At 36.4% G+C, this 20,024-nt stretch carries 36 protein-coding genes; 34 read left to right on the forward strand and 2 right to left on the reverse strand.

Going from position 1 to position 20,024, the window contains the following annotated elements; all coding sequences use genetic code 11:
- The 10 genes from I7822_RS28620 to I7822_RS28665 form a co-directional block, all read left to right on the forward strand.
- Positions 1 to 332 (forward strand): DnaD domain-containing protein (locus I7822_RS28620; protein WP_207982432.1); only part of this gene is annotated, 332 nt, incomplete at its 5' end.
- A 4-nt stretch (positions 333 to 336) separates the two neighbouring features.
- Entirely contained in the window at positions 337 to 537 is a 201-nt protein-coding gene (locus tag I7822_RS28625; protein ID WP_207982433.1) for a Fur-regulated basic protein FbpA, read from the forward strand.
- The gene (locus I7822_RS28630) at positions 534 to 767 is read left to right on the forward strand and encodes a hypothetical protein (RefSeq protein ID WP_207982434.1); all 234 of its coding nucleotides are present in this window, start codon (positions 534 to 536) and stop codon (positions 765 to 767) included. Before I7822_RS28625 ends, I7822_RS28630 begins: the two co-directional genes overlap by 4 nt.
- Positions 767 to 946 (forward strand): hypothetical protein, encoded by a 180-nt coding sequence (locus I7822_RS28635; protein WP_207982464.1) that lies wholly within the window; start codon positions 767 to 769, stop codon positions 944 to 946. Before I7822_RS28630 ends, I7822_RS28635 begins: the two co-directional genes overlap by 1 nt.
- Positions 947 to 959: 13 nt before the next feature.
- Positions 960 to 1,187, forward strand: coding sequence for a hypothetical protein (locus tag I7822_RS28640; protein WP_207982435.1), 228 nt, complete (start codon positions 960 to 962; stop codon positions 1,185 to 1,187).
- Positions 1,184 to 1,339 (forward strand): DUF6011 domain-containing protein, encoded by a 156-nt coding sequence (locus I7822_RS28645; RefSeq protein WP_207982436.1) that lies wholly within the window; start codon positions 1,184 to 1,186, stop codon positions 1,337 to 1,339. The genes I7822_RS28640 and I7822_RS28645 overlap by 4 nt, the downstream gene beginning before the upstream one ends.
- Positions 1,336 to 1,752, forward strand: a complete 417-nt coding sequence (locus I7822_RS28650) for a RusA family crossover junction endodeoxyribonuclease (RefSeq protein WP_207982437.1) — start codon at positions 1,336 to 1,338, stop codon at positions 1,750 to 1,752. The genes I7822_RS28645 and I7822_RS28650 overlap by 4 nt, the downstream gene beginning before the upstream one ends.
- A gap of 165 nt (positions 1,753 to 1,917) precedes the next feature.
- Positions 1,918 to 2,175 (forward strand): hypothetical protein, encoded by a 258-nt coding sequence (locus tag I7822_RS28655; protein WP_207982438.1) that lies wholly within the window; start codon positions 1,918 to 1,920, stop codon positions 2,173 to 2,175.
- Positions 2,138 to 2,416 carry a nucleoside triphosphate pyrophosphohydrolase family protein gene (locus tag I7822_RS28660; protein WP_207982465.1) on the forward strand — a complete coding sequence of 93 codons (279 nt, stop codon included), beginning with the start codon at positions 2,138 to 2,140 and terminating at the stop codon, positions 2,414 to 2,416. Before I7822_RS28655 ends, I7822_RS28660 begins: the two co-directional genes overlap by 38 nt.
- 197 nt (positions 2,417 to 2,613) lie before the next feature.
- Positions 2,614 to 3,165, forward strand: a complete 552-nt coding sequence (locus I7822_RS28665; protein ID WP_207982439.1) for a CBO0543 family protein — start codon at positions 2,614 to 2,616, stop codon at positions 3,163 to 3,165.
- A gap of 44 nt (positions 3,166 to 3,209) precedes the next feature.
- Here I7822_RS28665 and I7822_RS28670 read toward each other — a convergent pair whose 3' ends face one another.
- Both I7822_RS28670 and I7822_RS28675 read right to left on the reverse strand, forming a co-directional pair.
- The gene (locus I7822_RS28670; RefSeq protein ID WP_207982440.1) at positions 3,210 to 3,350 is read right to left on the reverse strand and encodes a hypothetical protein; all 141 of its coding nucleotides are present in this window, start codon (positions 3,348 to 3,350) and stop codon (positions 3,210 to 3,212) included.
- 100 nt (positions 3,351 to 3,450) lie between these two features.
- Positions 3,451 to 3,939: a Spo0E family sporulation regulatory protein-aspartic acid phosphatase gene (locus tag I7822_RS28675; protein ID WP_207982441.1), complete on the reverse strand. Its 489-nt coding sequence runs from the start codon at positions 3,937 to 3,939 to the stop codon at positions 3,451 to 3,453.
- Positions 3,940 to 4,265: 326 nt separating this feature from the next.
- On the opposite strand from I7822_RS28675, the gene I7822_RS30865 reads away from it, so the two are divergent.
- The 24 genes from I7822_RS30865 to I7822_RS28790 form a co-directional block, all read left to right on the forward strand.
- Positions 4,266 to 4,382 carry a hypothetical protein gene (locus I7822_RS30865; protein ID WP_504739678.1) on the forward strand — a complete coding sequence of 39 codons (117 nt, stop codon included), beginning with the start codon at positions 4,266 to 4,268 and terminating at the stop codon, positions 4,380 to 4,382.
- A gap of 194 nt (positions 4,383 to 4,576) precedes the next feature.
- A complete protein-coding gene (locus tag I7822_RS28680; protein WP_207982442.1) occupies positions 4,577 to 4,777 on the forward strand; it encodes an XtrA/YqaO family protein in 201 nt (66 codons plus the stop codon).
- Positions 4,774 to 5,559, forward strand: coding sequence for a hypothetical protein (locus I7822_RS28685; RefSeq protein ID WP_207982443.1), 786 nt, complete (start codon positions 4,774 to 4,776; stop codon positions 5,557 to 5,559). Before I7822_RS28680 ends, I7822_RS28685 begins: the two co-directional genes overlap by 4 nt.
- 100 nt (positions 5,560 to 5,659) lie before the next feature.
- The gene (locus tag I7822_RS30800; RefSeq protein ID WP_207982466.1) at positions 5,660 to 5,848 is read left to right on the forward strand and encodes a hypothetical protein; all 189 of its coding nucleotides are present in this window, start codon (positions 5,660 to 5,662) and stop codon (positions 5,846 to 5,848) included.
- The gene (locus I7822_RS28695) at positions 5,845 to 6,303 is read left to right on the forward strand and encodes a sigma factor-like helix-turn-helix DNA-binding protein (protein WP_207982444.1); all 459 of its coding nucleotides are present in this window, start codon (positions 5,845 to 5,847) and stop codon (positions 6,301 to 6,303) included. The genes I7822_RS30800 and I7822_RS28695 overlap by 4 nt, the downstream gene beginning before the upstream one ends.
- Before the next feature lie 126 nt (positions 6,304 to 6,429).
- Positions 6,430 to 6,792 carry a hypothetical protein gene (locus I7822_RS28700; RefSeq protein ID WP_207982445.1) on the forward strand — a complete coding sequence of 121 codons (363 nt, stop codon included), beginning with the start codon at positions 6,430 to 6,432 and terminating at the stop codon, positions 6,790 to 6,792.
- Between the two features lie 54 nt (positions 6,793 to 6,846).
- The gene (terS, locus tag I7822_RS28705; protein WP_207982446.1) at positions 6,847 to 7,632 is read left to right on the forward strand and encodes a phage terminase small subunit; all 786 of its coding nucleotides are present in this window, start codon (positions 6,847 to 6,849) and stop codon (positions 7,630 to 7,632) included.
- A complete protein-coding gene (locus I7822_RS28710) occupies positions 7,629 to 8,900 on the forward strand; it encodes a PBSX family phage terminase large subunit (protein ID WP_207982447.1) in 1,272 nt (423 codons plus the stop codon). The genes terS and I7822_RS28710 overlap by 4 nt, the downstream gene beginning before the upstream one ends.
- An 11-nt stretch (positions 8,901 to 8,911) precedes the next feature.
- Positions 8,912 to 10,387, forward strand: coding sequence for a phage portal protein (locus tag I7822_RS28715; protein WP_207982448.1), 1,476 nt, complete (start codon positions 8,912 to 8,914; stop codon positions 10,385 to 10,387).
- Between the two features lie 2 nt (positions 10,388 to 10,389).
- A complete protein-coding gene (locus I7822_RS28720) occupies positions 10,390 to 11,493 on the forward strand; it encodes a phage minor capsid protein (RefSeq protein WP_243459742.1) in 1,104 nt (367 codons plus the stop codon).
- Complete coding sequence (locus I7822_RS28725; RefSeq protein WP_207982449.1) at positions 11,493 to 11,642, forward strand: hypothetical protein; 150 nt, start codon at positions 11,493 to 11,495, stop codon at positions 11,640 to 11,642. The genes I7822_RS28720 and I7822_RS28725 overlap by 1 nt, the downstream gene beginning before the upstream one ends.
- Before the next feature lie 100 nt (positions 11,643 to 11,742).
- Positions 11,743 to 12,330 carry a phage scaffolding protein gene (locus I7822_RS28730; RefSeq protein WP_207982450.1) on the forward strand — a complete coding sequence of 196 codons (588 nt, stop codon included), beginning with the start codon at positions 11,743 to 11,745 and terminating at the stop codon, positions 12,328 to 12,330.
- Between the two features lie 17 nt (positions 12,331 to 12,347).
- Positions 12,348 to 13,343 carry a major capsid protein gene (locus I7822_RS28735; protein ID WP_207982451.1) on the forward strand — a complete coding sequence of 332 codons (996 nt, stop codon included), beginning with the start codon at positions 12,348 to 12,350 and terminating at the stop codon, positions 13,341 to 13,343.
- Positions 13,344 to 13,360: 17 nt separating this feature from the next.
- Positions 13,361 to 13,672 carry a hypothetical protein gene (locus I7822_RS28740; RefSeq protein ID WP_207982452.1) on the forward strand — a complete coding sequence of 104 codons (312 nt, stop codon included), beginning with the start codon at positions 13,361 to 13,363 and terminating at the stop codon, positions 13,670 to 13,672.
- 2 nt (positions 13,673 to 13,674) lie between these two features.
- The gene (locus I7822_RS28745; protein WP_207982453.1) at positions 13,675 to 14,058 is read left to right on the forward strand and encodes a head-tail connector protein; all 384 of its coding nucleotides are present in this window, start codon (positions 13,675 to 13,677) and stop codon (positions 14,056 to 14,058) included.
- On the forward strand, positions 14,048 to 14,389 hold the full coding sequence (locus I7822_RS28750) for a putative minor capsid protein (RefSeq protein ID WP_307847918.1): 342 nt from the start codon (positions 14,048 to 14,050) through the stop codon (positions 14,387 to 14,389). The genes I7822_RS28745 and I7822_RS28750 overlap by 11 nt, the downstream gene beginning before the upstream one ends.
- Position 14,390: 1 nt before the next feature.
- The gene (locus tag I7822_RS28755) at positions 14,391 to 14,756 is read left to right on the forward strand and encodes a minor capsid protein (RefSeq protein ID WP_207982454.1); all 366 of its coding nucleotides are present in this window, start codon (positions 14,391 to 14,393) and stop codon (positions 14,754 to 14,756) included.
- Positions 14,757 to 14,764: 8 nt separating this feature from the next.
- Entirely contained in the window at positions 14,765 to 15,163 is a 399-nt protein-coding gene (locus tag I7822_RS28760) for a minor capsid protein (protein ID WP_207982455.1), read from the forward strand.
- Entirely contained in the window at positions 15,164 to 15,604 is a 441-nt protein-coding gene (locus tag I7822_RS28765) for a phage tail tube protein (protein ID WP_207982456.1), read from the forward strand. It begins immediately after the preceding gene.
- 50 nt (positions 15,605 to 15,654) lie between these two features.
- Positions 15,655 to 16,029 carry a hypothetical protein gene (locus tag I7822_RS28770; protein ID WP_207982457.1) on the forward strand — a complete coding sequence of 125 codons (375 nt, stop codon included), beginning with the start codon at positions 15,655 to 15,657 and terminating at the stop codon, positions 16,027 to 16,029.
- A 1-nt stretch (position 16,030) separates the two neighbouring features.
- Complete coding sequence (locus I7822_RS28775; RefSeq protein ID WP_207982458.1) at positions 16,031 to 16,642, forward strand: Gp15 family bacteriophage protein; 612 nt, start codon at positions 16,031 to 16,033, stop codon at positions 16,640 to 16,642.
- A 2-nt stretch (positions 16,643 to 16,644) separates the two neighbouring features.
- Positions 16,645 to 18,771 carry a phage tail protein gene (locus tag I7822_RS28780; protein WP_207982459.1) on the forward strand — a complete coding sequence of 709 codons (2,127 nt, stop codon included), beginning with the start codon at positions 16,645 to 16,647 and terminating at the stop codon, positions 18,769 to 18,771.
- Between the two features lie 2 nt (positions 18,772 to 18,773).
- On the forward strand, positions 18,774 to 19,577 hold the full coding sequence (locus tag I7822_RS28785) for a phage tail domain-containing protein (RefSeq protein WP_207982460.1): 804 nt from the start codon (positions 18,774 to 18,776) through the stop codon (positions 19,575 to 19,577).
- Between the two features lie 11 nt (positions 19,578 to 19,588).
- A partial coding sequence (locus tag I7822_RS28790) for a hypothetical protein (RefSeq protein WP_207982461.1) occupies positions 19,589 to 20,024 on the forward strand: 436 nt, incomplete at its 3' end.

Raw genomic sequence — 20,024 nt, forward strand, 5'->3', positions numbered from 1 at the left:
ACGAACCTCAAAAAGTAATCTTAGAAGCTATAACATTATCAGCTCGTGGTAACGGTAGAACCTGGCGGTTTGTATTTAACAAATTGAATTTTTGGCGTAAACAAGGGGTTAAGAGCGTTTCAGATGCTAGTAACCTAGAAAACAAACCAATTGCTAGTCATCCTACTCGATTCGGTAAAGCGATTCGTACCGAAGAACAACCTGAGTGGCTAGGCAAGGAAGAAGAACAAACTAAACGTGAAGCAACACCAGAAGAAATTGCTGCCTTTGAAGAAGAAAAACGTAAGCTATTCGGCCGTATTAAAGATTACAAAGAACAGAAAAGTGGGTGACCTGATGAACACACAAGCAACTAGGCTTTCACAAGCAGTTGAGCAAAGAAAAGATTTTCTGAAAAATGAATTGCTAAAAATGGGATATTTCAAAACTCCTGAGAATAAGCAGCTGTACGAATTGAATCTTAGTGAATTGGAGCAAATACATATCAATGTTAAGGCTCAATTCGGTAAAGAATTGTCTAAGGAAGAAGGCGTATGAATGATAATCACATTGTCCTCAAGTCCTGGAACAAGTTAGAACTCGTTAAACGGATTCAGGATCTAGAAAAGCGTGGTTATTCTTGTGTATCTCGAATTGTTTCTGACACAAAGACTTGTAAGGTATGGAGATATCAAAAAGCTAACTACCATGCCTATAAACGTGATTTTAAAGGTACTGTCGATCACACACTATACATGGTGAAAATGGCTAGGGAGGAATCAGCTTAATGAAAACTGAGCAAGCAAAACGTGGATTTGTTTTAGATGAGTTGTTAAAACGTGGAGTAACTACAGCCCAAAGTGGGACAAGCATCATGGATTGCAACTACGATGAACTGAAATACGAGTTAGTGCTTGCTTCATTTCGAGAGATTGATAGTGGAGTTGATTCTAATAAATGGTTTTAGGAGGGATTTATCTATGAACGTTACAGCCGCACAAATTGAAAATATGAAGCATGCTTTAGGATTACCTCGTAGCAAGAAGCCGTATCGCAATCGATTTTATACAGAATCTGATGATAAAAGTTGGAATGATCTTGTTGAAAAAGGTCTTGCAGGTAAGAGATCTGGTTGGGAAGAGGATATGTCATACTTTTATGTTACTGAAAAAGGACTTGATTTTTTAGGAGTGGAGGCACCGGAATGAATTGTCCAGTCTGTAATCGTCCGTTAAAGAGCAAGAAAAGCATTGAGAGAGGTATTGGTCCTGTTTGTGAAAAGAAACAACAGGATTGGGAAAATCAGCCTCCAGATGGTCAATTAACCTTCGTTGAAGAGACGGTGTTGGTGATTAAATGATTATTGAATTTACCATACCAGGCGAAGCAGTGGCTCAGGGAAGGCCAAGAGCATCAATCAAACGAGGTAAAGTACAAATGTCTGATCCAGTTAAATCTAAGGACTTTAAAAGCTATGTGAAATTACTAGCTTCACAGAATCGACCTAAACAACTTCTTTCAGGTCCGTTAGCCGTTGAATTAAGGGTTTTTAAACCAATCTTGAAGAGTTTTACCTTGAAAGAAAAAGAAGCTGCTAAACAAGGCATTAAGCGTCCGATAACTAAACCCGATCTAGATAACCATGCTAAAGGTGTTCTGGATGCAATGAACAAGATCATATACAACGATGATGCTCAGATTGTTGATCTAGTAGTTAGCAAGTTTTATAGCGATTATCCGAGAGTTGAGGTCTTTATAAAGGAGCTGAGCTAATGCGTGTTCTGATTGCTGATGATCGCCCGAAATGGATGCAAAAAGAGGATAGGGTAATGGCCTGTATGTCGCAATGTCATCTCTTTAAGAAATGCTCATCAAGGATAGGCACGGAATGTAAGAAGCTTGGTGGTTCGGAAATTCCTAAGATAAGAGGTGGTTCTGTTGGGAAAGAAAAACCCCGTAATCGTAAAGGCAAGGCAAGAAGGATATAACGATGGTTTTAAGATTGGTTTTGAACAAGGTGTTGAAACTGGGCGAATAAATGCTACTTACATCCTTGCTTCTAGGTTTGATGGATTAAATAAGGTGCCAGGCATCGGACCAAAGATGCTACAAAAAATCGTTAATCATTTCGGGAAGGAATATTTTCAGGAGGTACCAGATGAATTTAAGAAATTTAAAACTACAAGTTCTGAGTGACGTTGATCTAGAACGTGCCAGACAAGATTCACTTTGGGGAAAGCAAAGGCATCAATACGGTACATGGTTAGCTATTTTAGGCGAGGAACATGGTGAGGTATGCCAAGCAATTCAAAGCAAGATTGGATTAATTAGCAGCAAAGAAACAGACTCTGACAATTTGTATATCGAATTGATTCATTTAGCAGCTGTTGCCGTTGCGATCGCTGAGCAAGTAAGGGAAGAGGAGAGTGAGTATTAATGTCTCATGTATTTCAAATCATTGCTGCAGTCATGTTGACTGGAATTGTTCTAACTTTCGAGGACGTTTGGCGTAACCGGTTTAAGAAGAGATAGTACGGTCTAGAAGGAAATTGCGCAATAAAAAGTATTGATAATGACTAATAAGGTTACCCTTGATAACAATAAATTCAGTTTAGAGATCAAGGTGGAAACTTTATGAATGATAAATTTGAACATATGTGGAAAGTGCAAGAGTTACAAAATAAAGCTGTTAAATTAGATATACAAGGGTGGTTAAAAGATGAAGTCTTTACCTGGAATTGGTGGGTTCTTTTAGCTTTATTAATTATTCCATGGTTAATTTGGTTTAAGTATGCTGATCGAAGACGAATGTTAGAGATCCTACTTTTTGGAGCACTTGTAGTAATTATTACCACATCTTTAGATACAGTGGGAAATGAAATTGGTCTTTGGGTCTATCCGACCCAGTTAATTCCGTTATCAAATGAAGCAATTGAATTCGATCATTCTATTGTTGCAGTTGGGTTTATGTTGTTATATCAATATTTCAGAACATGGAAAACCTTTGTTATTGCATTAATATTTATGGCTGCAATTTTTTCATTTATAGGTGAACCTTTATGCCATTTATTAGAAGCAGTCCTATATATAAAATGGTCTTACTTTTACTCATTTGTTTATTACATCACAATTGGAATTTTAATAAAAGCAATTGTAGGTAAATTAAAGAGAATGTATGTGCAATAAGAAGCACGAAGTAGTGCACAATATGCATAAAGAACGAAAAGTGCTTATTGTTTAATCACTTCACTTAAAATCAATATCTCATTATTAATTTGGTTTTTAATATCAGCACTGTCGCATCTATTATATTGAATTATTAATAAATAAATTTCTTTAATAAACATAGTCATTTCTTCATTAGAAATCATTGTTCTCTCCTTTGTGTGACTTTTGATAGAAAGTGTGTTCAGGAACAAACCGTAGTTAAAATCAAAAAACGGGAAGATAAGAAACTCCCGTTCAGCAAAATTATACAGCGATAAAATTTCCACAATTAATTTCTTTTAAAGCATTTGGAATTCCCATAAGATTTAATACTTCAAAAGAAGTTTTTGTTGTATGGATTTTCTTTATTGAAATGTTATTATCTCTAACTTCAAGTATTAATAAAATCAATGAGTGAATACCTGAAGTATCAAAAAAGTTAAGTTCACCTAGATCAATATTTATTTCTTGGACACTTGTCCATTTATGCTTATTAGTTGCTAGATACGACGATAATAATTCCGATGTAATAATATCTAATTCGCCTTCGATTTTAAGAGTAAGAGTGGAACCCTTTTTAATTCCATGAATATCCAATTTGGATATTTTTCGCTTTTGATAATGGGTAATAAAGTGATCAAGTTGTTTACTACGATGTATAACTTCTTCAGAGGTTAAGGGAGTGTTTAACTTAGCAAATTGGTTTAATTCTTTTCTTTTCTTTTCAAAAACATTTGAAACTGAAAAAAACATTTTTATTCTATCTCCAATTCAGTAAATAAATTTAGGAACAGTAGTAAACACAGATGAATATTGCTCTGCCCGTAATAGATACTATCTAAATCTAAAGTAATAGGCAATATGTATTATAAATGTTAGAAAATTTAATATTTTTAGAGGTATTTCAGGAAAACAATTAATTTACTATAGGAAAATATGATCGTTATGTTTAGGGTAATGTTATATAGAAATGTTAGTTTTAAAGTTATATAGTTATAACGATGTAAATAAGTCTAATAGCTATTTAAAATCACTTGTATTGTCGCAATTCACATAAATAACGAAGGAGGTAATAACCTATGCCACATGCTTTAGAATGGCGGTTAGTAAGAGCCTTTAAGAATGGTGATAAAGAGGAAATTCAAAGATTGAATGAAATATGGTTTAAACAAAATAAAAGCCAGGCGGCAACCTGACTTCTAAAAAATATTAATACCAATTAGTCCTAATAAAAGGGCTAATATAGCAACTGCTGCAAAACGAACAAAGATTTCTTTCATACTTTCCTCCAAAATTAATTGCTTATAAGTATATACGGACAAGCTAGTAAAAAGATTCATAAAAATATAGATTCTCTCAATAAAAAATAATAACACATGGAGGGATCTTAATGAGGTTACAAGAAATAAAAATAGATCCTAGTACCATGAGACTAGAGATTGATATAATGGATTTAAAAGGAAGTTTTGCCATTGTCTTATGCGAAGGTAAAGCAAAGATAACCGAATTACCTTCCCATGGTGAAACGAGAATTGTTACTCATCAAGGTAAGGTGAAGCGCGTTAAGTTTGATGAGGGGGAAGATTTTTGAGCGTTGTAGAACAAGCTACTTTTTTAGTTTCTTTATTTGGTATGATTGGAACCGTTGTTGCTGCGCTTGCTGCATATTTTTCAGCTAATACTGCAAAAAAATCTCTAGAAAGGCAAGAAGCGCAATTCAAAAAATCTTTAGAGCCTTTAATTGTTCCTAAAGCTATGAAATATAATAAAATAGTAAATTTTAACGATTTAGATTTTATAGATAGTATCTGGTGTGAAGAAGGTTTAGAGAAAATAAATTCGCGAGGAACTTTAGAAATACCTTTGTTAAATTTATCAAATGGAATCGCAAAAGATATTAAAATTAGAACAGAATTAATCGACTATGAAGAAGTCGTTAAAGCGATACTAAGTCATGAATTTGAAAAGATGGATAAATTTGAAGCAGAGCTAATTGAAGGTTTTAATAAAAATATTATTAAAGTTGATGCTGAAACTAAAATTAGTGGTAAGTATGCAATGTTTCCAGTTGAAAAGTATATTGAACAAGAAATACTATATCTCACAAATGAAGGAGAAAACTTTTCTGTCACAATCCCAGAAATATTTATTGTTTTACAAAATTTTTATATTTATTTAGCACATATAGAAAAGATACCAAATATGTTGTCACCGAAACTTCTCTTTTACATTGCTTATTTAGATATAGCTGGGAATAATTATGAATTACAGTATATTATGAAATATAATTATATTTCTTTGAGTTTTGAAAATGTCAATAAAGTAATGGAAGAAGCAAGACTTGAAATAAGCTTCAGCATTAACAAATATTAAGCATGTTCTACCAGCTATCTGGAGGACACTGATCTTTACACAGTACACCTGTGTTTTGATTGGTGTCCTCTTTTTATTTGTCAAAAAGGAGAGGTTGTACATGAATGCTAGTTTACAAGATCAATTGAAACAGTGGAAAAAGGACCATTTGGAAGTAAGAGAGCAACGTAAACCAAATAAGAAACCACCTGCTATAAATCAGGAAAAGCTTTCTGATAGTGATCTGCGGTTTTTGATGGGTTCAAGCATGCAGACTTTAAGACGTGGTAAAGGTGGGGCTTATAAATGAAAGTACAAGAACAAATTGAACAATTAATTAGAGATTACCACTGGATGAGAAAAGAAGTAGATCGCTTAGAGAGAGTTCTATATGGTTATTCAACACCTATGAAAAGTTGGGGTGTTGCTCAATATGGTATTGATGCTGCTATGCCAAAAGGAAGCTCAGGTAAGAGTCAATCAGAAATTGAGAATATGGATATTCGTGAGGAAAGATTACTAAAGCGAATGTGGAATTTGCAAGGTCGTGTTTTTGCTCTTGAATCTGCAGCTGACTATCTAAGTAATGAAATGGAGAAAATTGTGTATGATTGCATGCTTGATGGAATGAGCTATCGAGCTATTGGTTATCACTTGGATATCTCCAGAGAAAAGGTTAGACAAATTAAAATAGATTTCTTAAACCAATTATGCCAAAATTGCCACCTTTTGCAGTTGTTGAAATTGGAAAAAATTGCGGTGTAAAATGGGAGGGGGGTCGGCGCGGAATTGATTCATGAGCGTTGATCTATCCTAGATTAATAACCTTCGTTTTAAAAAAAGGAAAATATCACCTTTTGTCGAACTTAGTAGATTAAAAGGAGGGTTATTATGAAAAAGGAAACTAGAGCAAGTATAGCTTACATTGCACTCAGATTAGCAACTGGATTAAAAAAGAGTGCAGTTTACGATTATAGTGAAGGAAAGTATATCACTATAGACGGAAATATTTCGTCGGATAACGTAAATGTTTTCGACTATGAAATTGGTTGTCATGTAAGTGGTAGAGGAAGTAATGGCAAATTTAATTTATTTCATTATGGAAATAGCAATCATATAGAGTTGAAAATGAAAAATAATAAATTTGAAGGCTATGACTATGATGTAAGTAATCACTTTAGTGGCACTATAAGAGGTAATTCTGTATCTCTATATGATTATGAACATAGTCAGCATTTTGATTATAGCTTTTGATTATAAGGCTACTCACGAGAGTAGTCTTTTTTATTGGAGGTAGGTGCTATGTAGATGGATTGGGATAATGTTAAAAAAGAATATGAGTCTACCAACATCACATTAAAGGCACTAGCTGAAAAACACGATATTAAATTAGGTACGTTAAAGAGCCGGAAAAGTCGTGAAGGTTGGTCAAGGGATCCAACGAAAAAGGATGCAACCAAAGGTAAAAAGGTTGCAACCCTTAAAGAAGAGGATGCTCCTAAGAAGAGAAGTGGTAATCCTAATCCTCAAAATCAATTTACAAAACGGAACAAAGCAGCAGAAAAGCATGGCTTCTTTTCTAAGTTCATTCCAGAAGAAACATTAGAGATCATGGAAGCTATGCAAGAACGATCGGCAGCTGATTTGATTTATGATCAAATACAGATTCAATATGCTGCTATTATCCGTGCTCAGAGTATTATGTTTGTTACTGGTAAGGATGAAATGATCAAGGAGCTCAAGAAAGCCAAGTATGAATATTTGCCTTTACCTAAAAGTGAAGGTGGTGGCTTTGAGCAATCTGTTACAGAAGAAGAATATGAGTTCCAATTCGCTTGGGATCGACACGCTACGTTCTTGAATGCACAATCAAGGGCTATTTCTACGTTGCAGAGCTTGATAAAACAATTTGATGAAATGGCTACCTCGAATGACGAAAGAAGATTGAAGTTGGAGCAAATGAAATTTGGCATCGAGAAAACTAAGAAAGAAACGGAATTCATTGAAGAGCGTACTAAGCTTCTTAAAGGTTCCAAGAAAGATACTGGATTGCTTGAATCTCTTATCGATGCATTTAACGGTGATAAGACATGAACATAGTATATTCACCTAAACAGCGTGAAGTTATAACGGCTGATTTTACTCATACTCTTGAAGTAAATGAGGGCACGCCTCGTAGTGGAAAAACGACTGCTGGGCATTTTCGTTATGCTCTTTATTTGACGTTATCACCTGATGAAAACCACTTGATAACTGCTTATAACCAAGAGCAAGCTTATCGATTGTTTATAGATGGTGATGGCACCGGATTAAAGCATATTTTCGGTGATCTTTCTAAAGTAAAACATGATGAGCTTGGCGATCACTTAGAAATTCATACACCAAGTGGCATGAAGAAGGTTTATTACAAAGGTGGCGGTAAGGTTGATAGTGTAAAAGCTATTACTGGTATGTCGCTTGGTAGTGTCGTATTCTGTGAGATTAATTTACTTCACATGGATATGATACAAGAATGTTTCAGGCGTACTTTTGCTGCAAGAATGAGATATCACCTTGCTGATCTAAACCCACCAGCACCTAATCATCCAGTTATCGAAAAGGTGTTTGATGTTCAAAATACTAAGTGGAAGCATTGGACCATTCATGACAATCCAATCCTTACCGAAGAGCGTAAGCAAGAGATTTATAATGTTTTAATCAAGAATCCTTATTTATTTGCTCGTGACTGGGAAGGAAAGAGAACAATGCCTGAAGGTGTTATTTATTCCATGTTGGATTTAAATAAACACCAGATACCTACTTTACTTGGACAACCTTATGAAATGTTTTTTCTTGCTGATGGTGGTCAATCAGATGCAACGAGTGTCAGCTGCAATATCGTGACCAGGTACGAAGGTAAATTCAGGCTTAACCGTGTGGCTAACTACTACCACAGTGGTAAGGAAACAGGCCAAGTAAAGGCTATGTCTACTTATGCCAAGGAAATAAAGAATGATTTCGTTAAATGGTGCACTGATAAGTTCCAGATGCCTTATACAGAGTTCTTTGTCGATCCTGCTTGTAGATCATTGCGAGAAGAATTACACCTCGTAGGCATTCAAACAACTGGAGCAGACAACAATGCAAAAGATATAAAGGGTAGTGCAAAAGGAATTGAGGTTGGTATTGAGCGTTTTCAAAACTCTATTACCAATGATCAATTCTTTTTAATTGAGTGTGATAAATATGATCATTACAGTTTTATAAAAGAAGTCGGTATGTACTGTCGAGAAGATAACGGTGAACCGATTGATGATTTTAACCATGCTCTTGATGAAGCACGATATGCAAACAACTATTTCTATAAACGATATGTAATTTAGGCGGTGACAACATGTTTAAAAGCTTAATCGCCAAGGTGAGGCAGGTGATGTACAAAATGGGATTGATCAAAGGGGTCCAGAAGCTATCTGAAAAGCGTGATATTCCTGTTAATGATGAAATGTATGATCGAATAGATATGTGGAAAGCAATCTATGCAGGCTATTTAAAAGATTGGCATGACACTTCATACATGACAGTTAACGGTAAGAAGCAGCGTAAAAGAGCCTCAATGAGAATGGCAAAGGTTGCTTCTCAGAAGATGGCCACGCTTATTTTTAATGAAAAATGTGAGATTAATATATCTGATGAAACTCTAGAGAAAACAATCAAGGAAGTTCTGAAAGCTAATAAATTCAATCGTGAATTTCGTAGATATCTAGAATATGGCTTTGCTCTCGGTGGCATGGTTATGAAGGCGTACTATGAAGACAATCAGATTAAAATTTCATACACAACAGCTGATTGTTTCATTCCTTTAGCCTGGGATAACTTCCGTATAACAGAGGGTGTATTCGTCAGCACGTTCAGAAAAGGCGAAAAGCGATATACACACCTTGAGTGGCATATATGGGAAGAAAGCAATTACATCGTCAGAAATGAGCTTTATGAAAGCAAGAATGATAATGAAATTGGTGTGAAAGTATCGCTTGATGTTCACTTTGATGGGCTTGAAGAAGAAATCATTTTCCATTCGATTGAGAAAACCATTTTCGTTTACTTCAAGCCTAATATCGCGAACAACTTTGATACTAATTCACCTATGGGTATTTCTATCTTTGCCAATGCATTAGATACGCTTAAGTCTTTGGATATTGCTTTTGACAGTTTCCAGAGAGAGTTTGCACTAGGAAAGAAACGTATTATTGTTCCTCAATCAGCAATTAAAACTGTTGTAGATCCGGGCACAGGTGCAGTTACTCGTTATTTTGATGCTGATGATGAAGTTTACGAAGCTATGAATCTAGGGGCTGGTATCGATGCTGAAAAGGTTCATGATATTTCTGTTGAATTACGAGTTGCTGAACATATTTCTGCTATCAACGCTTTACTGAATGTATTAGCAATGCAGATTGGTTTTAATGCTGGAACATTTACCTTTGACGGAGTTGGTGTGAAAACTGCTACAGAAGTAGTTTCAGAGAACAGCGAAACGTTCCGTACGAAACAGGACCATGAAACGAATGTTGAAGCAGCTATTCAGGAATTGGTTGATGCGATTGTAGAAATTGCAGATGCGTTTAGTGTTTTCTCTCGTCCTGCTGAATATGAGGTTACTGTTGCATTTGATGATTCAATTGCAGAGGATCAGAGTGCTGAGATAGCAAAGCAGATTCAACTTGTTACCAATGGTTTGAATAGTAAGGTGAGAGCGATCATGAAGATTCATGGATTGACTGAGAAAGAAGCAGAGGATTTATTGAAAGTTATCAAAGAAGAACAAAAAACAATTACTGCAGGAAATGTTGATCTTTTTGGTGGTGAATAAGGTTGGATCCACTTAAACAGCAACAATTAGCAATGCCTACTGTTGAGGTTTTTCTTGCGATTGAAGAACAGATGCTTATCAATATCGCGAAACAGTTAAGGAAGCATCGATCATTGATGACAGAGGATGATATTGTTTCTTGGCAGACTGAACAGCTAGCAATGATGGGCCAGCTTACACAACAGAATATTATCGCTATTGCTAAGCATTCTGGTATGGCTGTTAATGAGGTAGCTAAAGCACTTGAACAAGCAGGATATAGCGCTGTTGAAGAAGATGAGGAAGACTTACAAGCAGCTTTTGCAATGGGATTGCTTTTTGCTCCACCGAGTATTGAAGCTAGCCAGGCATTACAGGATGTACTAGCAATCTATCGAGAGCAGGCATTAGAGAAGTTCAATCTTATAAATACAACGATGCTACAGCAGTCTCAGCAAGTGTATTTAGACATTGTTAATCAAACGGTAGGCAAAGTATTAGCTGGTACTCAAACACCTCAGGAGGCGCTCAGAGAGACTTCAATGAAGTGGGCTAACAAAGGTATTCCGGCTTTGATAAAAAGTAATGGCGATAGGATGTCTACAGAAGCTTATCTGAACACGGTCATGAGATCCACCGTAAACAATGTTGCTAACGAAATGCAGGAAGCTCGAATGGATGACTTCGGTGTTGATCTAGTTGAGGTATCGAGTCATTTGGGAGCAAGACCACGATGTGCGCTTTTTCAAGGGCGTATTTTTAGTAGGTCCGGTAAACATCCTAAATATCCTGCATTGAGCACCACATCATATGGTGAAGCAGCTGGACTAAAAGGTGTTAATTGCCGTCATATTTTCTATCCATTCATCGAGGGTGTTTCTAGAAAGACATATAAACCATACGACGAGGAAAAGAACCGTAAAGAATACGAGGAAAGCCAACAGCAAAGGTTGTTTGAAAGACGTATCAGAGAGGCTAAGCGAGAGCTCCACATGATGCAAGCAATGGGTGATGATCTCGGTCTTAAGATGGCTAAGCAAAAGGTAAGAGATCGTCAGGCTGAGATGAGGGAATTTATTGAAGCTACTGGAAGGACAAGAAATAGACCAAGAGAGCAGGTGTATTGATGTTTGTTTTCAAAAAGGACTATAAATTGCTTGAAAATAAAGTTCAGGAACAAGATAAATTACTTCATGAAATGATGTACCACTTGAACCAATTAGCACAGGAATTACAAGAATTGAAGAAACCAAAGGAGCCAGGCTATTTCGCTTAGGCTTTTTATTTTGGTCTTTTTAAAGGCTAGACCCTAAAGAAGCGTATTCCTTAGCGTGGAGGGTTACACGCCAAAAAAACTAATAAGGAGTGTCATATAGATGGATTTAAAAGAGTTGTTAGGTGAAGAGTTATATAAACAGGTTATGGAAAAAACAGGAGACAACAAGATTGCTATTGTTTCAGATGGTAATTGGTTTCCGAAAGACAAGTTCGACACGGTGAACAAGGAAAATAAGGACATTAAAGGTCAATTGAAAGACCGTGATACTCAGCTTAAAGATTTAGAAACAAAAGCACAAGGTAATGCGGATTTACAAAAGCAAATTCAAGACTTACAAGCAGATAACAAAAAGGTTGCTGATGATTACCAAGCAAAGTTAAATCAACAATCCTTTGATTTTGCTCTTAAAGATGCACTCACTGGTGCTAAAGCTAAGAATCCGAAGGCTGTTGAAGCTCTATTAAACAGAGAATCTATCAAACTTGATGGTGACAAGTTACTTGGATTAGATGAGCAGTTAAAAGCTATTCAAGAAAGTGATTCATACCTATTTGATTCTGAGCAACAACAGCAGCAACAACAAACAGGCGTCAAATTTACCACTGGCCAACATCAGAAACAAACGGGAGATGCACCTACTAGCCTTGCAGATGCATTAGCACAAAGATATACAAAACAACAATAATTAGGAGATGATTTTATATGCCGATTACATTAGAACAAGCAAAGGTTGGAATGGCTGACCACGTAGATCAATTTGTTATTGACGAGTTTCGTCGAAGCTCTTTACTTTTAGATGCTTTAACATTCGATAATGCAGTTTCACCAGGTACTGGTGGATCAACTTTAACTTATGGTTACACTCGTTTGAAAACACCTTCTACTGCTGGTTTCCGTGCTCTAAATAACGAATACACAGCAAACGAAGCAGACCGTGAGAACCTATTCGTTAATCTTAAAATCTTTGGTGGAACATTCAATATTGACCGCGTTATCCAAGATACTTCTGGTCAAATTAACGAAATGAACTTCCAATTACAACAAAAGATTCTTGGTGCTTCTAACCTATTCCATCACACAGTTATTAACGGTGATTCTGCAGTTAATGCGAATGCGTTTGATGGATTAGACAAAGCATTAACTGGTTCAAATACAGAACTTAATACAACTGTTTCAACTGACTTATCAACTGAATCAGGATTAGATACCAACAAATTCGCTTTCTTAGACCTATTAGATTCTTTCCTTTCTGAATTAGACGGTCGTCCTTCTATGCTTATGGGTAATAGCAAGTTAATCACTAAGATTAAAGCTCTTGCTCGTCGTGCTGGATACCTTACAAGTTCTGAGGATGGGTTTGGTCGTACTGTAACAGGTTATGATGGTATCCCTTTAGTTGATCTTGGATACTACTACGATGGTGCTGCTACTGTTCCTATCGTTCCAATCGAATCTCGTGATCTTGACGGTGCTGGAGCAAATCCTGCAATAACTGGATTAACAGACCTTTACGCTGTATCTCTTGGTATGGATGGATTCCACGGGGTTTCTCCTACTGGAAATAGTGTAATCCGTAATTTCTTACCTGATTTCAATGCACCAGGTGCCGTTAAAACAGGGGAAGTTGAAATGGTTGCAGCAGTAGCTCTTAAAGCAACTCGTAAAGCAGGCGTACTTCGTAACATTAAAGTTCAATAATGAAGGGAGTTTTGTAGATGGCTACAATTAAAAGTCCTAACCCTCAATATACGGGGGTTAGTGCTTCCCTTCCATTTGTGAAAGGTGAAGCGAAAACAGAAGATCCATGGTTAGTTGGTTGGTTTAAGAATAAAGGGTACGAGGTTGTTGAGGAAGATCAATTGCCAAATAATCCACCTACAGACCCACCTAGTGAAATAGATATTTCTAAGCTAACAAAAGATGAAATCAAAGCCAAACTTGATGAGTTAAATGTTGATTTTAAGTCAGATGATAATAAAGATGTATTGATTGAGAAGTTAAACGAAGTAACTGAAACAGGTGAGTAATCATGCCATACATCGATAAAGTCTATTATGACTCTGAATTCAAAGGAACACCTATTAGTGATCAAGTAGCCTTCGATAGATTATCAAGTCGAGCATCTGATCTAATTGATATGGTGACAAATTACGTCCTTCACGGTGTAGAGTTTGAACAGTTTGCTCAATTAATTCAAGACAACGTGAAGAAAGCAACGGCCGCACAAGTTGAATACATGTTTTTGCAAGGGGGAGAAACATCTGTACATGGTGGTTCTCCTTCTTCTGTGAGAATTGGCAATTTCGACTATCAAGATTCTGGTGAAGGACAACAGGTAATATCTCCAATAGTGATTAGTTATCTTCGTCCAACAGGGCTTCTTTACAGGGGCGTGAGTGTCCGTGATTGTTAAACCTATACCAAAACATTTATTGATTCATACGGTCGAATATCAGCAATTTGTGGAGGGTGACGGGATAACAACTGAGGATGGATATAAACCACCTGTCACCCTTTCTGATGTACGAGTACAAGCATTGTCTAACATCAAAAAGAATACCAATTCAGAAGAGTTATTGTATGATGCAATGCTCTTTTTTGATGTTGTAAATTCTTCTTCTAGTGGTCCATTTGAGTTTACTGAGAAATCGAAAGTAACGTTCAATGGTAAAGTGATGACTATTGAAAAAGTGAATCCTGTTGAAGCTTTTAAACTCCATCACTATGAGATTGGGTTGAAGTAGAATGCTTAATTTTGATGTGAAAATTGATTTTGACGAGGGCAAGTTGAAGATCAAACAAAAATTATCTCGTGAAGAGGCGCAATTTGCTCTGGATCAACAGGTTCTTAAAGATAGTAATTACTTTATCCCTAAACAAGAAGCTTATTTAGAAAAGTCCGGTATTCTTCACAGTCGAATAGGTACCGGTCATATCGAGTGGAAAACACCTTATGCACGTAGGCTTTATTACAATCCTCAGTACGACTTTTCAAAAGATGTAAACCCAAACGCACAGGGCTTATGGTTTGAAGCAGCCAAAGCACTTCACCGTAAAGATTGGGCTGATACTGCAGGTGTTCCATACAGTAAGATTTTCAACGGAAAGTAGGTGAATAGATGGATATTGTTGCACAAATAACAACCTATCTAAAGAATAATGCGAATTTGAATGGGTTACCTGTTGTTTCTCCATTATTAGGAAGTGGTAATTCAATTGCTATTCGTGAAACGCCTTCTTCTGTTGAAAGTCGTTACTTGAATGCAGATAAAACAATCAATTTTCAGTTTCAGATCCTTGTTAAACACGATGGAGCTATGCAAGTAAGGAACATCATTAATGACATATTTAATATACTCGATGGACTATCACAAGGCGTTATAACAAGCGCTAATGGTAGTTTTTTTATGTCCTCATGTGAATGTACAACTTTACCAAACTTTGTTGAACAGACAGATCAGGACTTTTATGTTTACACAGCGATTTTCAACGCTGAATTAGAGTTAGGAGGTAATTAGATGTCATTTGAATTGATGAATAGTCATGCTTTTAAAATCAATACTGTACCAGGAACAACACCTGGAACACTTGTAGCTATTGCGGCTGGTATTACTAACGTTGAGCCAGCTAACAATGAGGGGTTAGATCAAACGCAATATTTAGATGGTGAAGGGTTCACCGAAACTGATGTTATTAATGCACAAATGGTACTAGCGTTTACAGGACATCGTAAATATGGTGATGCTGCACAAGATTTTATTTTCGGTAAGCTTTTAGAGTTAGGTACTGGTAGACGTACTGATTTCGAATGGACTGAGCCAGATGGTGGAATATTCACTGGTGATTGCACTATTGCTAATATCTCAGGTCCGTCCGGTGCAGCTGGTGCAAAAGGGGAAATTTCTTTTGAGATTCATTTCAACGGAAAGCCGACATACACACCACCAGTCGTAGTCTAATTAGAAGAGGGGAAACCCTCTTTTTTATTTTGATTTGAAAGGGTGATATCATGCGTAAATTTGAATTTAAAAAGTCGTATGAAGAAGTTGAGATTGCAGGGGAAGTATACAAGGTTAGTTTAAAGGATGAAGATCGTAAGAGTTACCAAGAGCAATTAAGCAAGTTCTATGACTTAGTAAGCAAAGTAAATGCTGTTGACGAAAGCATTAGTATTGAATCATCAATGCAACTTGAAGTAGAAGCTAGGGAAATCACGTTAGAAACATTAGATGTTCTGTTTGGTCAAGGATCAGGTGTAAAACTTTATATTGCTTCTGAAGAACAAGCTGAAGAGTTAATGCCTATTGTCTTTAGTGTTGCTGAGATTATTAATGAACGCAGACAAGAAAAGTTCGGAAAATACATGAAGAATAAGGGAAAGTAACATGAGTTTCACCCTAACAACGACATTTGATGATTGTTTTGAGTTCAAAGACAAGGCTTTTACCGTTGATATGTCGTTCGATAACATACTTTTGCTATTTGAAATGTTTGATGATGAAGGATTATATGAGGATGAAAAAGTGTACGTTGCTTTGCAAATGCTCATAAATGAGTTTGATAACCTCGAATTTGATACACATGAAGAAGCTTATGAGTTGTTTAAATACGTTCTAAATGAGTTTTTAGACATTGATTTAGATAAGCAAAGTGAATCAGAAGAAAAACAAGTGAAAATGTACGACTTTGTTAAGGATGCTGAACTTATTTACGCATCTTTTTTTGCTGTTTACAAACTGGATTTATTCAACTTGAAAGGCAATCTCCATTGGAGAAAGTTTGAAGTATTACTTACTCATTTAGATGATAATTCACCATTCAAACAAGTCATTGGCTACAGAACTATGAAAATACCTAGTGAAAAAGAAGCTAGTAAAGAATACAGGGATCATGTAAGGAAAATGAAAGAGATTTATAACTTAGATGATTCTGATCCAGAAGAAAATATTGAGAATGCGTTTAACGCTCTTTCTCACGCCTTTAAAGGTGGTGGTTAAACATGGCTGATGGAAAAGTAGTAGTTGATTCCAGTATTGATGATAGTGGGATAACCAGAGGGTTGAAGAAAATTAAGGATAAGCTGGAAGGTTTTAATTCCTCCTTAATTAAAACTGCTTCTTTGGGATCTGCGATTGCAATAGCACCTTCTTTAGTTCCTGCGCTTGCTGCAGCAACTGGTGGAGCATTGGCGTTAGGCGCTTCATTTGCAGCTGCTGGTATTGGTGCTGGTGCTTTTGGTGCGGTTGCAGTTAGCGCATTAGGTCAAGTGTTTGAAGCTTCTGAGGAAGTGGCAAAGCTTGAAGAAAGAATAGCTAATGCTGATTCTGCTAAAGAACGTATTGCGGCACAAAAGGAACTTGCAGCGCTTTATGGAGATATGAGCGAAGCTCAAAGGGGAGCATTGAAGGAATTACAAAGTTTTAAAACCTTTTGGGGTGACTTTGTAAAACAGTTTGAAACTCCTATATTTGAAGCGTTTGGTGAAAGTTTAGCGCTAACTAAGAACTTATTTACCGGTTTAGCACCTACCATCAGTAATGTTGCCGATGTCGTGAATAAATTAATGCAAGAAATGAACAATGGTGTCATTGGTGGTGGATTAAAGGACTTCTTTGGATGGCTAGAATCTAATGCTGCCGAAGCTTTGTATAACTTCGCTCATATTGCTGGCAATACAATTTCCGGTGTGTGGCACTTATTAGGGGCGTTTTCTCCTTTAGGTGCAGAAATTGAAGAGGGGTTACTTAGTCTAACAAAGAGGTTTTCTGAGTGGGCTGCTTCATTAAGTGCTTCAAAAGCCTTTCAAACGTTCGTTGATTACGTAAGAGAGAATGGGAAAACTGTTTTATCTGTATTAGGCAACCTAGTATCTATTCTATTGGATGTAGGTAGGGTGTTGGGGCCTGTTGGTCAGAAAGCATTAGAAGTATTAGATATTTTAACTTCCTTCTTAGCTGGTGACGTTACAGGAGCAATAGAAGTATTTAAAAAGGCGTTTGGTGAAGATGCTTACAATTCTGTTATGGACTTCTTTAACTCCTTTAAAGAGGGATTAGATTCAACAGGGCTTTCGCTAACAACTATAAAAGAATTCATTACTATGTTTGTAGAGTCAAGCATTGAGCGTTTTAAAATGGTGAGTTCGTTTATTATTTCAGCCTTCTCCATCATTTGGACTTTCGTACAACCTCTAGTATTAGAAATGCTTGCTTTCTTTCAAGAAAAACTACAACAGATTACCCAATTTTGGAAAGAAAACGGTGAACAGATTATGCAAGCTGTTCAAAATGCGTTTGATTTTATCCTTCAAGTGATCCAATTCATTATGCCTGCAGTAATGTTCATCATTCAAGGCGTATGGGAAGGGATTAAAGATATTATTGATGGTGCTTTAAATGTCATCATGGGTCTAATAAAGGTGTTTGCTGGTCTATTTACCGGTGATTGGTCGAAAATGTGGGAAGGGGTAAAACAACTCCTATCCGGTGCAATTCAATTGATATGGGGTCTGATCCAAGTAGGGTTCTTAGGAAAGATATTTGGAGGAATAAAGACTTTCGCTAAAAAGACAGTGGATAGCTTTATGGATATGGTCAAAGGAGCAAAAGGGAAATTTGATGATTTAGTTAGTTCTGCAAAGACTAAATTTGATGATATCAAAGATAAGATCATGACACCGATTAGAAAAGCCACAGACTTTGTTAAAGAACAGATTGATAAGATCGTTGGTTTCTTTAAAAATATGAAAATCAGTTTTCCTAAGATTAAATTACCTCATTTTAGTGTTAGTGGTAAATTTGATTTGATGCCACCAGGGTTAAGTATGCCTAAGGTCAATGTTGATTGGTTCAAAGATGGTGGTTTATTTCCTGCGAATAGTCCTCGTTTAATCGGTATTGGTGACAACAAAATGCATAAAGAAGCAGCGTTACCCTTATCACCAAGCGTGTTAGGTATGATCGGTTCTAAGATTGCTGCAGAAATGCCTTCTGGAAGTGGTGAAAGTGGTGGTTTGCCTTCATTACTTCAATTGATCGTGGATAAAGAAGTATTAGCTGAAGCTGTTTATGATCCAGTAAGCAAGAAAATGAATCAAAGAATGCCACAAAGTAGAAGGAGGGTGTAAGGGTGAGCATAAAAATCAATGGTATTCCTATATCCGAATACAACCTCAAATGTGAATTAGAGCATGATCACCCTGCCCTATCTGATACAAGAGATTACACAATTAGTATTCCTGGTATGGCTGGTGCTCATGATTTTGGAGCTGATATGGGTCCAAAATCATTTAATTTACCTTTTAAGTTTACTAACGTTAAATCTAATACAGATATAGCATTTGAGATTAGAAGGTTCAAAAAGGCTATTCTCGATGGTTATGGAAACCCTAAAACATTTGAACTTCAATTCGATTATGAATCAAGCAAATACTACAACGCTCGTTATAGTGGATCTTTACCTTTAGAAAGGTTGATTCATAGAGGGCGTTTTGTTTTGCCTTTAATCGCATTTGATCCTTTTGCGTATTCGGTTGCTATGAACAACGAGATTACTTGGGGTAGTGAAGTTATAACTTTTGATTCTGAATACCTATTTGGTCAAAGTAATGGTGAAACCCATACGATTATAGCACCAAAAACAATAACTGAAACAGTAACAGGTGACATTCTAAGACCTGTTTTCAACATAAATGGATCTGGAACAGATGTGACAGTAGCAGCAAACGGACAAACATTCTCTTTAGGGACATTCACAAACGCAAATTGGCTAGTGGATGGAGATAATTACACTGTTATTCGTAATGATGCTAATGGTTTGCAATATTTTTCTGGCGATTGGATTGAACTTATAAACGGTGATAACAACATCACCATCTCAGGAAGTGGCTTAAATCTTACCTTTGAATGCAGATTCAGAGATAAATACATGTAGGTGGTGAGGATATGCCAACAGAACACATTAAATATACCGATGTTTTAAAACAAGGTACTGACAAACTAAATAGCGCAATTGATCAGGCTAATAAGGCTGAAACGGATTCCCTTGCCGCAGTTTCTACAGCGCAATCAGCAGAGACAAAAGCAAATGAAGCAAATGCAAAATCAGATTTTACCCAAACGCAATTAGATGAGGTCGCTGCTGCAAGTACAATTGATCCTGCTGTATCACAAATGAAAGTCGATACAGAAGGGGTAACACACGCTTCCCCAGATGCTCGATTACGTTCAGATCATGAAAAAGTTAATGCGCTTTTGGCCAAAAAAGCGCTAAAAACAGATGTAGATACATTAACAACAAATAAGGCTGATAAAACATATGTAGATACCCAATTTGCTAATATTGTAGATGGTTCCCCAAAGGGGACTTATGCAACGTTAA

This window comes from Metabacillus bambusae (assembly GCF_017497975.1).
In the GTDB taxonomy this organism is placed as follows: Bacteria; Bacillota; Bacilli; order Bacillales; family Bacillaceae; genus Metabacillus; species Metabacillus bambusae.